This is a genomic window from Gimesia panareensis (genome assembly GCF_007748155.1).
GTDB classification, from domain to species: Bacteria; Planctomycetota; Planctomycetia; order Planctomycetales; family Planctomycetaceae; genus Gimesia; species Gimesia panareensis.
This window is the reverse complement of the sequence record NZ_CP037421.1, coordinates 5,304,158-5,318,185: the sequence shown is the minus strand read 5'-3', so window position 1 is coordinate 5,318,185 and position 14,028 is coordinate 5,304,158. Positions and strand designations below refer to the sequence as shown.

The following is a 14,028-nucleotide window of genomic DNA, read 5'->3' as shown; positions in this document are numbered from 1 at the left end:
TTTATTCCTTCGTAATCGCTTCGTCCAGGTTCAGGAACACGCGGGTCAGATTTGTCAAAGCCGCCAGTCTGGCCGGATCTAATTCGGAATCCGGGGCTGAATCACCCACCTGCAGCAGGCGAAGAGCGGCTGCCGGATCATGGGCGTAGAACTTCACATCGGTTTCATAAGCTTCGCGGAAGAGGGCCAGTTCAGCCTCACTGGGATTACGAGACGTGACAAGTCGAAATCCATATTGAATCTGATCATCAACACTCTGGCCCCCCTCAGACAGCATTCGCTCGGCCAGTTTGCGTGCTGCTTCGACAAATTGAGGACCATTCAAGAGCAGTAACGCCTGCAACGGCGTATTCGTGCGTGACCGACGTATCGTGCAGAATTCCCGTTCAGGAGCATCTAAGGTTTTCAGCATGGGAGAGGGAACCGTCCGCTTCCAGAATGTATAGAGACTCCGTCGATAGAGCTCATCCCCCTTGCCCTGGGGATATTCCTGGGAGTAATTCGGCCGATTGTTGAGTTCCAGCCACAGGCCCTTCGGCTGATATGGATAGACGCTTTTTCCGCCCAGCCGTTCCACCAGTAAACCACTGACCGCTAATGTGGCGTCGCGAATTTGCTCGGCAGACAGTCGCATGCGGGGGCCGCGGGCCAACAGTCGATTTTCCGGGTCCTGCGCATAGGCTGTCGCACCAACGTGAGACGTTTGCCGATAGGTCGCGGAATTCATGATCAACCGCTGCATCTGCTTGATGTCCCAGCCACTGCGAATAAATTCCAGCGCTAACCAGTCCAGCAACTGGGGGTGACTGGGAAATTCCCCCTGGACTCCGAAATCCTCAGAGGTTTTAACCAGGCCCATTCCAAACAGTCGTTGCCAGTAACGGTTCACGGCTACACGCGCCGTGAGGGGATGACCAGGATCAACCAGCCACTGGGCGAATGCCAGACGATTCTTCGCTGCTGTTTCGGGCAGGGGCGGGAAGATCTCTGGAACATTGGGGCTGACCTGCTCACGGGGCTCATTATATTGTCCGCGATTGAGCAGAAACGTCGCGCGGGGCTGAGCCTGGTCCTGCATGATCATCGTTTCCGGGATCGCTGCTTTTTTCTGTTTTTCGAGTTCAGCGATTTGCCGTTCAATTCTCTGTTTTGGGTTGTGATGGGCCAGGAAATACTCCCGCAGTTGTTTCTGTTCGCCGGCGGTACGGCGATTATTTTCCTTGGCAGCGATCTGTCGAATGTCAGCAGGAATCCCGTGTAACTGCAGGTCTTCGGGAGCGTCGCCTGTAATGGAGAACCGGGGGCGTCCCACACCGTGTGTCGCATACCCGGCTTCGTGACGCAGACGGAACTGTAATTCGGTCCCCCCCTCAAAACCAAAGGACTTCTCTGTAATCAGCATGGCGGTGGCGGGAAGTTTGCGAGAGGGCCCATCCACGGCCCAACCGTTGTTACCGGCCACACTGCCATCAATGGCTTTAGCAATTTCATAATTGGCCTGTGAATAATCCGCGACCGCTCGACTGAATTTGACTGTTTGCCGCTGTGACGGATCTGCGATGGAGATCGCCGTCAGTTCAATTTCGCTCAGGACAAAATTGGAATTACTGTGCCGTCCCGGTCCGCCACCGGGAAGTGATTCATGAGTGAGCGCTTCCAGCCGGACGGCGGTGAGATTGGTGGCATCGGTTTTGGCGGTGATCTCGTAGATATCGTGTCGGGGATTGGCTCCACTGGCCAGGATCGATTTGTCGGCGAGCTTCGTAAGTGTGGTCCCGCCGGACGACTTCATGGTCAATGGCTCCACCACGGTCCAGCCCTGTTCCGGTTGAGCCGAGATGCCTTGAGTCCAGCGCTGCAGATGCTGGTCCACATCGATCGGTTTCTTCAATTCAGCCTGCAGTCGCGTCAGTTCCACGTCGAATTTCTGCAGTGATGCGGGTGCCAGCGGTGACGCGATGCGTTGTTTGGGAGCAAATCCGCGCATGCCTCTCTCGGGTACCTGATTGAAAAAGGCATAGAGCTGGTAAAATTCCTGTTGCGAAATGGGATCGAATTTATGTTCGTGACAGCGGGCACAGCCAATGGTAAGCGCGAGCCAGACTTCGCCGGTGGTCACCAGCCGGTCCATCACATACTCGGTGCGATACTCCTCATCAATGATGCCACCTTCGATGGTGATCCCATGATTTCGATTGAAACCGGTTGCCAGCCGTTGCTGGTCCGTCGCGTCAGGCAACAGGTCGCCGGCAAGTTGTTCGATGGTGAATTTGTCAAATGGTTTGTTTTCGTTGTACGCATTGATGACCCAGTCGCGCCAGACCCACTGTTCCCGCTCCGTGTCATATTGATAGCCGTTGCTGTCGGCATAACGGGCCAGGTCAAGCCAGTACCGTGCCATGTGTTCGCCGTAGGCAGGCGAGGCGAGATAGCGGTCGACCATATTCGCATACGCATTTGGCGATTGATCGGCAAGGAACTCGTCGATTTCTTTCAGCGTGGGAGGCAGACCGGTCAAATCAAAGGCCACTCGGCGTATTAACGTTTCGCGCTGTGCTTCACGAGCCGGCTGTATTCCTGCCCGTTCCAGTCGCGCCAGCACAAACACATCGATCTTGTTTTTCGGCCAGGCAGCGTTTTGTACTTTGGGGAGCGCTGGTTGTTTCGGCGCGATAAAGGCCCAGTGTGCTTCGTATTTCGCCCCCTGTTCGATCCACGCTTTCAGAGTTGCGATCTGTTTCGCATTCAGTGGCTTTGCCCCTTCAAGCGGAGGCATCCGCTCATTTTCATCGGACGCAGTAATACGATGCATCAGTTCGCTGGACTGGACTTTACCCGGGGTGATGGCACTTTTACCAGAGTCAGCCTTGCCGGTCGCCGATGCGCGCTGATCCAGTCGCAGGCCCGCCGCACGTGTCGCCGAGTCGGGGCCGTGACACGTGAAACAATGATTCGAGAGGATCGGCAGAACATCTCGATTAAATTCAATTGTTTCCGCAGCCGCTGCAACACAGGTCACCAGCATCGCCGGCAAAGCTGTCAGAATCATCTTGATTGCGTTCACAAAAAACACCTTCTGAGCAACATTAAATTTCATAGTTGGTTAGACAGGGGCATCGAAACTGGTAAGCCCAATAACTCAATATATCAGGGATTTTTTGTAGATGGTAGCAAAAGTCGAATGCTTTCACGGAATCCCCTTCCCGTTCTTCAGTGCGCTTCTGTCTCCAAAACTGAAAACATTGAACTTGATCCGCACTTCCCGAATCGTAAATTGTTGCAATTGTGCTTCGCGCGCGAGGCGGACGATGCGTGTACTGGAACACAGCGTACAAGTGACTCAGATCCACCTGAATCGCCGTCGATTTTTCCAGCTTTTCACCGGAATAAAAATCACCGATTCGGAATGTCTCGTACATTTTCAAATCATTTCGGAGCAGACTCAGGACAACTGATATGCAATTCAGCAGCAAATCAAGGCAACTCACAGAGAACTCAGAACACAAATTCTGCTTGACGCCCGCGCGCCGATTCACAAAATTCAAATCATCGTGTGAATCGTGTGAAACGTAGCAGGCAAACATCTGAACCAAAACCTCCCCCAGAAGAAACAATCAGCAGCCAGCCCGTGGGCCAACCAATCATTTTACAACAAAGAAACCCACCCCCCGTAGATGAAAATCGTGAAGTCGTTTCAGCAGCAGACTGCATCACCAGCTGCGATCAGGACTTGAAGGAGCCTGCAGAGTCGTAATATTTCCGGGGAATCATCCGTCTGCTTCACAACCTCCACCCCGCCCCCACATAATCCATAATCCCCTTAATAACATACACTTAAGCGCTCACCCCTGCCGTCAATACAGGTACTCAAGATGCCAGATTTCCATTTTTTCTGAAAATTTTGTGCTCCACACGTCGGGACGCTTCCCGCAACTGTAAACAGCGGCCAGAAAACGTAGCGCCTGTCGGGTAGTGGCAAATCGGTATAAAAACGTAGCGCCCAGATGACCACCTGTTGGTTTTGGGTCAGACTCTCAGTATATGAGTCAGTTCTGATCCGGAAACAGCGGGGGCAAGGGTGATTACAGATATGGAGTTATGGGGTGAGATCCGTCGGCGTGTTCTGACCGGAGAAATCAGTCAACGTGCTGCTCGTGACGAGTACGGTATTCACTGGGACACGCTGCAAAAAATACTGACCTACTCGGAGCCGCCGGGATACCGGCTGACTAAGCCCCGGCCTTCCAAGCTGGAGCCGTTTCTGCCGATCATTCATGAGATTCTGCAGAACGACCGCAGCGTGCATCGCAAACAGCGCCATACGGGGAAGCGCATCTTCGAACGTCTGCGGGACGAACACGGGTATTCCGGTGGAATCACGATCGTCCGGGAAGCCATCCGTGACTGGAAAGCCCAGTCCCGCGAGGTTTTCCTGCCGCTCCGCCATCCCCCGGGCGAAGCCCAGGTGGACTTCGGCTTTGCCGATGTCTGGCTGGACGGAACACTGACCAAAGTCGCCCTGTTTGTGATGACGTTACCTTATTCGGACGCGATTTTTATCCAGGCCTTTCCCCGGGAATGTACGGAAGCCTTTCTGGAAGGACACAAGCGGGCCTTTGAATTTCTGGGCGGTGTACCGCAGCGGATCAGCTATGACAACTCGAAAATCGCAGTAGCCAGTCTGGTAGGGAACCGTGAGCGAAAAGTAACGACCGAGTTCCTGCGTCTGAAAAGCCACTTTCTGTTTGACGATCATTTCTGTCTGGTACGACGACCGAATGAGAAAGGCCATGTCGAGCGGTTGCTGGACTATGCCCGCAGCAACTTCCTGGTCCCCGTTCCCCGGGTTGCTTCCCTGGAGACTCTGAACGAGCAGTTAGTGCAATGCTGCCGGAACGATCTGCAGCGTCAGTTGCGGGGACAGGCTTCCCCCAAACAGAGCCTGCTGGCGGAAGAACAACGGGAATTCCTGCGGCCCCTGCCACAGCAGACGTTCGAAGCCTGCCGACTGGGACAGGCACACGCCGACTCCCTGTCGCTGGTCCGCTTTGATACCAACAGTTACTCGGTTCCCACAAAATACGCGCATCGTCAGATCACTATCGTGGCCACCATCACCGAAGTGCGGCTGTTGTTTGAAGAGACGTTAATCGCCCGGCACCAGCGGGACTGGGGACGGGAACAGACCCGTTTTAACCCGATTCATTACCTGAGTTTACTGGAACGGAAGCCGGGAGGCTTTGATCATGCCCGCCCCCTGGAAGACTGGGATCTGCCGGTCTGTCTGGGCATTCTCCGCCGTCGGCTGGAAGCCGAACTGCAGTCAGACGGCACGCGGGAGTTCATCAAGGTGCTGCGCCTGCTGGAACACCATCCGTTATCCGCACTGAAGCGTGCGGTGGAATACGCGCTGGACATTGATGCGACCCGCGCTTCTGCCATTCGCCTGATTCTGGAATACCAGCAGGAGTCACCGCTGACTCTGTTCAGCCTGGAAGGCCGTCCCCACCTGAAGCTGGTACAGGTGGCACAGACGGATGTTTCTGCTTACCAGTCCCTGTTAATCGGAGGTTAAACGTGACCAGAAAACAAACCAAAAGCCTGGTGCTGCTGCAGCACCATCTCAAGAACCTGAGGCTGCCCACCATCCTCAGAGAATGCGAAAAGATCGCCGCCCGTTGTGCCACTGACAATGTCGACCATCTGGGATTCCTGTTACAGTTATGTGAACTGGAACTGATTGAACGGGAACGCCGGGCCGCGGAACGACGTCTGAAGGCCGCGAAGTTCCCGACGTATAAGACCCTGGAAACGTTCGATTTTCAGGTCCAGCCCGGCCTCAACAAACTGCTGGTCAGCGAACTGATGCGGGGTGAGTTTATCGAGCAGCGGGAGAATATCCTGCTGGTGGGCAATTCCGGCACCGGCAAGACGCACCTGGCAGTCGCCCTGGGGATTGCCGCCTGCGGCCAGGGAAAGCGGGTCCGCTTTTACCAGGTCACAGAACTGATTACCCAGTTAATGGAAGCCCGCGAACAGCGGGAGTTAACCCGCCTGAAAAAGCAGCTCGCGAAACTCGATCTGCTGATTCTGGATGAACTGGGATATGTCCCCGCAAGTAAACTCGGCTCCGAGTTGCTGTTCGACGTGATCAGCACGGCTTACGAACGTTTCAGCCTGATCGTAACGACCAATCTCCCCTTTGAAAACTGGACCGAGGTCCTGGGCAGCGAACGGCTGACGGGGGCCACACTCGACCGGCTCACCCATCGTTGCCATATCCTGGAAACCACTGGTGAAAGTTACCGGTTACAGGACGCCAAACGGCGGCACACAAAAAGCTCAAGCAAGCAACCGCGACTGACGAAATAACAAAAGACCACGCATTCGTCCCCAAACAGCCACATCAGGACGAATCCTGCACAGACAGCGCTACGGTTTTCAACCGGCACGCGCTACGTTTTCTGACCGTTGTTTACAAATAAGGTAACGTCATCACAAACAGGGCGACTTTGGTCAGTGTTCCGTCCAGCCAGACATCGGCAAAGCCGAAGTCCACCTGGGCTTCGCCCGGGGGATGGCGGAGCGGCAGGAAAACCTCGCGGGACTGGGCTTTCCAGTCACGGATGGCTTCCCGGACGATCGTGATTCCACCGGAATACCCGTGTTCGTCCCGCAGACGTTCGAAGATGCGCTTCCCCGTATGGCGCTGTTTGCGATGCACGCTGCGGTCGTTCTGCAGAATCTCATGAATGATCGGCAGAAACGGCTCCAGCTTGGAAGGCCGGGGCTTAGTCAGCCGGTATCCCGGCGGCTCCGAGTAGGTCAGTATTTTTTGCAGCGTGTCCCAGTGAATACCGTACTCGTCACGAGCAGCACGTTGACTGATTTCTCCGGTCAGAACACGCCGACGGATCTCACCCCATAACTCCATATCTGTAATCACCCTTGCCCCCGCTGTTTCCGGATCAGAACTGACTCATATACTGAGAGTCTGACCCAAAACCAACAGGTGGTCATCTGGGCGCTACGTTTTTATACCGATTTGCCACTACCCGACAGGCGCTACGTTTTCTGGCCGCTGTTTACATGCCACGGCCTTCGTTAGTTCTTTCACCAGATTTTACTTTCAATGATCAATTAGTTACGTGACTTAACGGGCGACAGTCTATTTGTACCCGACGTGACGAAGCGATTGGTAGGCTGCCTGAGCCGGGCAGTAATGCTGGCTCTGCTGATGTGTCCTGTGTCGGTTCTTGCCGGAAATCAGGAGTTTCTGCACAGGGACAAAAACGGGACAAGTGGGGGGCACAAAAAAACGATGGCTTGCAAACCCCTTGCTTTCAGGTGGTTACGAGCCATCGTTCAATGAATGCGGAGAGAGGGGGATTCGAACCCCCGGTCCCGTTTCCGGGACACAGCATTTCCAGTGCTGCACAATCGGCCACTCTGCCATCTCTCCGGTTGAGTCACGCTCGGATTAAGGCGACTCAGATGTATTGGTTCGTTCTAAGCGCGGCAGCTTATTCGTCTGTAGCGTCAGCGGAGGCTGCAGCTTTGATCTCTGCTTCCCGGTCTTCAATTTTCTTCAGGGATTTGAGCCGGTTCTGAACCTGAGTTTTCTGTGCGTTGATCTGCCGCCATTTTGGATGCTTCTTACGCGTTTCTGCAGGAACATTCTGCTCATCCAGAACTTTACTATAGTCTGCGATGGCGGTTTCTGCGTTCTGTAACTGACGTTCTAACTGTGCTCTGCGTAAAGACATTGTCTTTCCATGTCCCTTTTGATGTAGTAATGACCGTTTATTTCAGCAAGGGGTTCGGCCCCTTCGTTTTGCGCAAAAAGATCCACATCCCGGAGGCTGTCGCCGAAGGAACGAGAATTCTAACAAGATCAGTCGGGATTTGACAACGGTCAGACGCCGTAACCTGCTGTATTGTCCTGTTTTTTGCTCAAAATGTTTCAATTGAACATGTTAGCAGGATTGCTCTGCACGAAAATCAGGGGATTTCTACCGTTTCGACCTGATTTTGAACAGGTTGGACATTGAGCCGGTTGTGGACCTGTCTGACCCCCTTGATGCGTCCAATCGATTCCTGGGCCAGCTGCTTTTCGTAGTAGCTGTTGACAATGCCGGTTAGAAAAACCTGTTCCTGTTCGATTTTATATTGCACGTTTTGGCGACCGACCAGACTGCTTTGGGAAATGGCATGTCTGATCAGCTCATCTAACTGATGGGCTCGATCGATGCTGAAATGATGTGACATGGGAGACCGATACTTTAAGGATTTATAAAATTTCACCTTATCCTTATACATATTTCTCATCATACATATTTCTCATCCTGAGGTTAGAAATGTGTGCATGTAAGTAGTGCACTCTTTGACTCTTCGGCTGAGCGATTTTTCAACGATCAGGAAAAAGAGTGGGAATCGAACGGTTCCGTAATTCTGGTTAAGAATCAGGCTGAGAATCAGAAAAACAGGCACGACAGGACCTGCCTCTGAGGTGTTTTCCTTTGCTCTTGGATTACATACATGTGAACACTTGTTGGGTGAGGCCTTTTCTGACAGTGAGGTGTCCCTGTGTTTTCCTGTCATGTACAATCGGGGTATGGAATTCAGTAAGGCTCTCTGCTGGTTTGTTGGTCCCGGGAGTCTGGAAGTGTCAGATTCGAGATTCTCAGAAGGAAACAACCTTGGTAATCATCAGTGACCAGGAGCTTTTGCAACGGTCTGCAGAGCCTGCTCATGATCTCTTTCCCGTCATGCGGCGTGCCGCGGTGATGTCACCTCTGGTCGCGTTACTGGCGCTGGGACCGGGGCTGCTGGCCTTTCATTCCTATCGCATTGATGAACTGTCGGCCTGGTTCGGTTTGCAGTGTCTCGGGAAAGCAGATCTGCTGGGCGACAGTGGGAATGCCCTGATTTCGCAGCCTCCCCTGGTGGGGTGGTTGTATTCCGGGATGCTGTCCATCATCGGTCATTGGTCGTCTTCGCTGGTTCTGTTCTCGTATTTCTCGACGGCAGCCATGTTGTATGCGGCTTATCGCCTGACGCGCAAAGTCTGTAATCCACGTTATGCGCTGGTGTATTGTTTTCTGCTGGCCTTTCATCCTGTGGTGCTGAAGCAGATTCAACTGATTGAAGCGCCTGCGTTTCCAATGCTGTTTGCGCTGTTGACCATCTGGGGGTTCATTACACATCTGCAGTCCGAATCCGGTGTTGTCTCTTACAAGCTGTTATCTGGGGGAATCTCACTGGGACTCTGTCTGTTATCAGGTGGCGTACTGGCGCTGGGCGTCTTGTTGATGCTGGGGGTTTATATCATCAATCCCCTCTACCTCCCCCGGGGGCGTTCCTTTGCAGAGCAACAGAAGGTGCCTGGTGTAAAGCAGGTCATCCGGGTCTGGAAATCACTGGTGATTCTGGCCTTTACCGGTTTTGCTGTCGGAGGCTGGTGGGAACTGATGGCAGCTTCACAGATCGAGGGTTTCTGGGGGAACTGGTTTGCCGGTCCCGGGCAACCCACGATCAGCTTCTACTGGAAAGCAGAGTTCTACCCTTCCTACCTGGCACGGGATATCATTTCGTCCATGGGATTTCTGCTGGGCTTCGCGATCTTCGGCCTGTTTCATGGCATTAAACGTGTTTTAAATCCGCAGGGAAATCTACAGGAAATCGCCTGGCTGCGACTGGTGGTGATCTGGTCTCTCTGCGGTGCCTTATTCTGGTGGGGCGTACAATATCTGCCCCAGATGAATACCAGTACGCGGGCGATGTGGAAACTGTTCTTTATCATTCCCATGATGGCGGTCGTTGCCTGGGAGTTCCAGCAGATTGCTTTGCGACGAGTCGGGTACCCGACTGTGCTGGCGGTATTTACTCTCGGCGTGCTGGCGGTGATTTTCATCAGTGCCTCCAAAACGGATACGCTCAGTCCACAGATTACCGGACGTTTCCTCAGGCAGTTGATCATTCTTGGTCTGTCGCTGGTGATGGTGCTCTGGTACAGCCATCGCTTCAAAAAGGAGCATGCGCACCGGATTGTAGAAGTGGCACTGGTACTGGCGCTATCTGCTTTACATGTGGTGTATGGTGTCTTTTCGATACCCAAGCCTAATCCGGCAGGCGAACGCTTGCTGCAGTTTGAAAATCAACTGCGGCTGACACAGGATGTCAGCGACTGTTTTCTGGTCAGTAAGAACGACCAGGTACCTCTGGAATTGACATTTCTGGTTTTCTACCTGTGGGGTGATATCAATATGAAGCAGATTCAGGGGGCGGTACTGCCCCAGGATCTGCAAATTTCCGATCGGACGCAGGCCGATGAACCCATTGAAAAGCAGGTGATTATCCGCTGGGGGGCTTCTCCGGTTTCGTTACGGAATATTTTGAATGCGGGTTTTGTTTTAAAACCGGTCGCAGAACCTGATGTGTATAAGCATCAGGAACTGCAGGCGGATCTGATCAGTAAATCGCCACCTGGTTTTTGAAGATGTGATTTTATCTGAATTTCTTGCTGTTTTGCTTTGGAGTTGGCTACATGAATCTTTTGAAATTACCCTTTCCTGGAACGCGGATGAAGCGTGCCATGTTACCCGTCTGTCTGCTGGCACTTTGTCTTTCCGCTGCGAATTCGATCACAGAAGCAGCCGATCCGGTTGAATTGAAAGAGACCGATCAACAGAAGTGGTATAAAGGAAATCTACATACGCATTCTCTGTGGAGCGATGGTGATGATTACCTGGAGATGATTGCCGACTGGTATAAAACACGTGGATATGATTTTCTGTCCTTCACAGACCACAACGTCCTTTCGACGTCAGAGCGGTGGACGGTTCCCGAAAAAAACAAAGGCAAGCTGCATGCCTACGAGGAACTGAAAAAACGTTTTCCTGACTGGATCGAAGAGCGGACTAATAAGGACGGACAGATTGAAGTCCGCTTGCGTACGTTTGAAGAAGTGTCTGAAAAGCTCGGCGAGCCGGGGAAATTTCTGCTGATTCTGAGTGAAGAAGTGACGGACCGTTACAAGAATATGCCCGTGCATATGAACGCTACGAACCTGCACTCGCTGCTGACGCCGCGGGGAGGTCAGAGCGTCTACGAAGTGATGCAGAATAACACGAATGCCCTGTTGGCACAGCGGGAACGGTCAGGGAAATCGATGATGATTCACTTGAACCATCCCAACTTTCATTATGGGGTCACTGCAGAGGAACTGATGAAAGTGATCGGAGAAAATTTCTTCGAAGTCTATAACGGGCACCCGGGAGTGAACAATAAAGGGGATGAAGCCCATGCCAGCACCGAGCGGATCTGGGATATTATTCTCACCAAACGACTGGCAGAGCTGAAGTTGCCGATGATGTATGGCCTGGGGACTGATGACGGGCATAACTATCACAAGATTCCCAGTCGCGCCAGTGAGCCGGGGCGGGGCTGGGTGGTCGTGCTCTCTGAAACTCTGGAGCCGGAAGCCCTGGTGGACGCAATGGAGGCGGGACGGTTTTATGCTTCATCCGGCGTAAAGCTGAAGTCGGTTACTTACTCTGACAAAGGAGTGCAGGTCGAAGTCGATCCTGAGGAAGGAGTGGACTACACCATCGAGTTCATCGGTACCCGGGAAGGTTATCCCAAGCGGGGAATTCCGGTTCTGGATAGCAAAGGGCAGGAACAGCATGCCACAAAGCGTTACAGTAATAAAATCGGGGAAACTTTGAAAACCGTGAAAGGACCTTCTGCCAGCTACGATTTTGATGGAAAAGAAATCTATGTGCGGGCGGTGGTGCATTCTTCCAAGCTGCATCCCAACCCGGCTCAACTGGGAGAAGTGGAACGGGCCTGGGTGCAACCGGTAGTCGGCCCTGCCGCTCCGAAGCAGTGAGTACCTGAATAAATTATTCAGTCGATTCCGCAGTCTGGCCGCTGGCACTGGTGACTGTCAGTGTCTGGCGGCTGAGTAACTGGCCTCGAACGCTGTCATAGACTGAAGATTCATACTGCGCGACACCGAAGGGGATCTGGTCAGTAAGCCAGAGGTCCGTTCGGTAGCGCAGTTTTTTTTCCGCCTCTGTATCGGCGGCGATGGTGACAGCGACCTGTGAAGCAGCCAACTGACAGCGATAGGCATCTACGCGAAGTGGCGTAAACAGATGCCTGAACTTTCCAGGGTTGTATGCCCTGCGACGGGGCATGCCGTAGAAGAAACGATACGCCGCATATTTCTCGGCCTGCGAGACGGTTTCATCAGACCATTTGAGAAATTCTTCCGGCCACTTGCCTGCATTAAATGCAGCGACATCGACGGTATACCTGCTGGACTGGATCTCATCGCTCCCCAGAAATCGGGTGACCTGGATGGTGCGTAGATTTTGATCGCGGTCCTGCTGACTGGCAGACTTTACGACCTTGATTCTGAGCCGGATCAGGCGTCCGTCATTGGCGGGGCCGGTGAATTCCACAAAGGGCTCCGGAATCTCAGCAGTGGGTTCGGGGATCGAACCCAGCCAGCTTGTATGCAGCCGTTCAAAAGCGGGAGGACGCTGGTCGTACTGGATCCAGCCCGACTCTTTGAACCATGAATAGATCCACGGAGCCTGCCAGGGATTGTGTGATGGATGATGTGCAGAAAAGACCGAGAACAGCAGGCAGAAGACTCCGAAAATCTGCAGCCAGCGTTTCTGAGAAAGCTGGTCGAGAAGTGGAATCATACTGATCAACCAGAAAGGAGTGAGCCAGAGCATCCAGCGAAGTGCGGAACTGTTACCGCCATAGTTGTAATTGCCTGTCCGCGACATATAGAAACCAAAGACAATCACTGTCAGCACGAGACTGATCCACAGGATGGGGCGCAGCGTGTTATGAGCAGCCTGTCTGATCCGCAACCAGGAGAACAGAGTGAGCAGGTAAATGGGGGAGAGCGAAAAAATGCCGTGATGGCCCAGCGTGCAGTGAAAGAAATAGACCAGAGGAGAATCGAGATTGCGGTCCAGGCCCTGCGGGTTGTTCCAGTAGCTGGGGATGCCTTTATGTTCGTAGAGATACTTTTCCGTACCATAATACATGTAGAAGGGTTTCCAGCCGCCCGTGGCTGCGTAGTTGGTGACAAAAAATCCCAGCAGTGGAATTAACGCTGCGGGGGCGAAGATCAAGATTGTCAGCCGCGGGTTGGCTTTGAACAGCAGGCCGAAAGTGATCAGTCCGAACAGGGCAGCCGGCAGCTCATTGCAGCAGGTAAACATGGCAAAGAAGCCGGCCAGGAGAAAGTAACGCTTTTTCTGGTCGCCATCGAGGATGATTCTCATCAGCGGGTACAGCGTAAAGACAGCACAACTGGCGGCGATCGAATGATTATTTAAAGTCAGCAGAAAGGGAGTGAGCAACGTACCAAAACAGGCAGAGACGACAATAAAGAAACGTGTGAAATCTGTCTGGGCATACTTTTCCACCATCCGGCAGATGAGCGTTAGTGCGATCAACATCGGAATCAGGTTGACGATGATCAGGATGAGGTGTGCGACATCGTAGAGATTCTGATTCAGGTTGAGACCCGTGGTGGTTTTGATCAGCCAGTAGAGACCGGCAACGAGCGTAGGAAACAGTGGGGGCTTGGACGAATAAAAATGATCCTCGTGACGAACCTTATCGATACTGGACCAGCCGGATCGGTCATCGATGGTATCGATCTGGTAGGTGCCTTCTTCAACGAGCGACCAGACGGTACACCAGCGTGAACGGTCATTTGCGCTCTGCAGGGGGACGCTGTTCATGATTGCCGCCAGACCCTGGCCTGCAGTAACGGTGAGCAGCAGAAGATAGATACACCAGCGTAATCTGGCAGAGTGAAAGATCTGGTCTGTTTCAGAGAGATCTGTCGGAGTGGCTGGATTCGTCATGAGCAATCAACGGTTTCTGAAGGAGCGCTGTTTGAGTTGTCAGTTCAAATGAGGAACAGCAGCGGCGGTACAGGGATGTTCCGCGCTATTGGCAGCATGCAGATTATCGCATGGCACTCGAAATGCA

Annotated in this window: 9 protein-coding genes and 1 tRNA gene; 4 read left to right on the top strand and 6 right to left on the bottom strand. The window is 53.1% G+C overall.

What is annotated here, in order from left to right:
- Position 1: 1 nt before the first annotated feature.
- Positions 2–3,064, bottom strand: coding sequence for a PSD1 and planctomycete cytochrome C domain-containing protein (locus Enr10x_RS19815; RefSeq protein WP_197997299.1), 3,063 nt, complete (start codon positions 3,062–3,064; stop codon positions 2–4).
- A 1,026-nt stretch (positions 3,065–4,090) separates the two neighbouring features.
- Here Enr10x_RS19815 and istA point away from each other — a divergent pair.
- Together istA and istB are read left to right on the top strand one after the other, a co-directional pair.
- The gene (gene istA, locus Enr10x_RS19810; protein WP_145447831.1) at positions 4,091–5,575 is read left to right on the top strand and encodes an IS21 family transposase; all 1,485 of its coding nucleotides are present in this window, start codon (positions 4,091–4,093) and stop codon (positions 5,573–5,575) included.
- 2 nt (positions 5,576–5,577) lie between these two features.
- Entirely contained in the window at positions 5,578–6,372 is a 795-nt protein-coding gene (gene istB, locus Enr10x_RS19805) for an IS21-like element helper ATPase IstB (RefSeq protein ID WP_145447830.1), read from the top strand.
- A 103-nt stretch (positions 6,373–6,475) separates the two neighbouring features.
- On the opposite strand, the gene Enr10x_RS19800 is transcribed toward istB, so the two are convergent.
- The 4 genes from Enr10x_RS19800 to Enr10x_RS19785 all read right to left on the bottom strand — a co-directional run bounded on the left by Enr10x_RS19800 (position 6,476) and on the right by Enr10x_RS19785 (position 8,268).
- Positions 6,476–6,934, bottom strand: coding sequence for a hypothetical protein (locus Enr10x_RS19800; RefSeq protein ID WP_145451107.1), 459 nt, complete (start codon positions 6,932–6,934; stop codon positions 6,476–6,478).
- Positions 6,935–7,375: 441 nt separating this feature from the next.
- Positions 7,376–7,462: transfer RNA gene (locus tag Enr10x_RS19795), tRNA-Ser, on the bottom strand.
- A 61-nt stretch (positions 7,463–7,523) separates the two neighbouring features.
- A complete protein-coding gene (locus Enr10x_RS19790) occupies positions 7,524–7,766 on the bottom strand; it encodes a hypothetical protein (RefSeq protein WP_145451106.1) in 243 nt (80 codons plus the stop codon).
- 235 nt (positions 7,767–8,001) lie between these two features.
- Positions 8,002–8,268 (bottom strand): BON domain-containing protein, encoded by a 267-nt coding sequence (locus Enr10x_RS19785; RefSeq protein ID WP_197997298.1) that lies wholly within the window; start codon positions 8,266–8,268, stop codon positions 8,002–8,004.
- A gap of 431 nt (positions 8,269–8,699) precedes the next feature.
- Here Enr10x_RS19785 and Enr10x_RS19780 point away from each other — a divergent pair, with 431 nt between their 5' ends.
- On the top strand, positions 8,700–10,496 hold the full coding sequence (locus Enr10x_RS19780) for an ArnT family glycosyltransferase (protein WP_145451104.1): 1,797 nt from the start codon (positions 8,700–8,702) through the stop codon (positions 10,494–10,496).
- 86 nt (positions 10,497–10,582) lie between these two features.
- Positions 10,583–11,890 carry a CehA/McbA family metallohydrolase domain-containing protein gene (locus Enr10x_RS19775; RefSeq protein WP_145451103.1) on the top strand — a complete coding sequence of 436 codons (1,308 nt, stop codon included), beginning with the start codon at positions 10,583–10,585 and terminating at the stop codon, positions 11,888–11,890.
- 13 nt (positions 11,891–11,903) lie between these two features.
- Here the strand turns inward: Enr10x_RS19775 and Enr10x_RS19770 are convergent, their stop codons facing one another.
- The gene (locus Enr10x_RS19770) at positions 11,904–13,901 is read right to left on the bottom strand and encodes a hypothetical protein (RefSeq protein WP_145451102.1); all 1,998 of its coding nucleotides are present in this window, start codon (positions 13,899–13,901) and stop codon (positions 11,904–11,906) included.
- Between the last annotated feature and the right edge of the window lie 127 nt (positions 13,902–14,028).

Bases quoted from the DNA above. Each gene is read 5' to 3' on its own strand.
- istA (WP_145447831.1), top strand. From the start codon at position 4,091: ATGGAGTTATGGGGTGAGATCCGTCGGCGTGTTCTGACCGGAGAAATC.
- Enr10x_RS19800 (WP_145451107.1), bottom strand. From the start codon at position 6,934: ATGGAGTTATGGGGTGAGATCCGTCGGCGTGTTCTGACCGGAGAAATC.
- Enr10x_RS19790 (WP_145451106.1), bottom strand. From the start codon at position 7,766: ATGTCTTTACGCAGAGCACAGTTAGAACGTCAGTTACAGAACGCAGAA.
- Enr10x_RS19785 (WP_197997298.1), bottom strand. From the start codon at position 8,268: ATGTCACATCATTTCAGCATCGATCGAGCCCATCAGTTAGATGAGCTG.
- Enr10x_RS19775 (WP_145451103.1), top strand. From the start codon at position 10,583: ATGAAGCGTGCCATGTTACCCGTCTGTCTGCTGGCACTTTGTCTTTCC.
- Enr10x_RS19770 (WP_145451102.1), bottom strand. From the start codon at position 13,901: ATGACGAATCCAGCCACTCCGACAGATCTCTCTGAAACAGACCAGATC.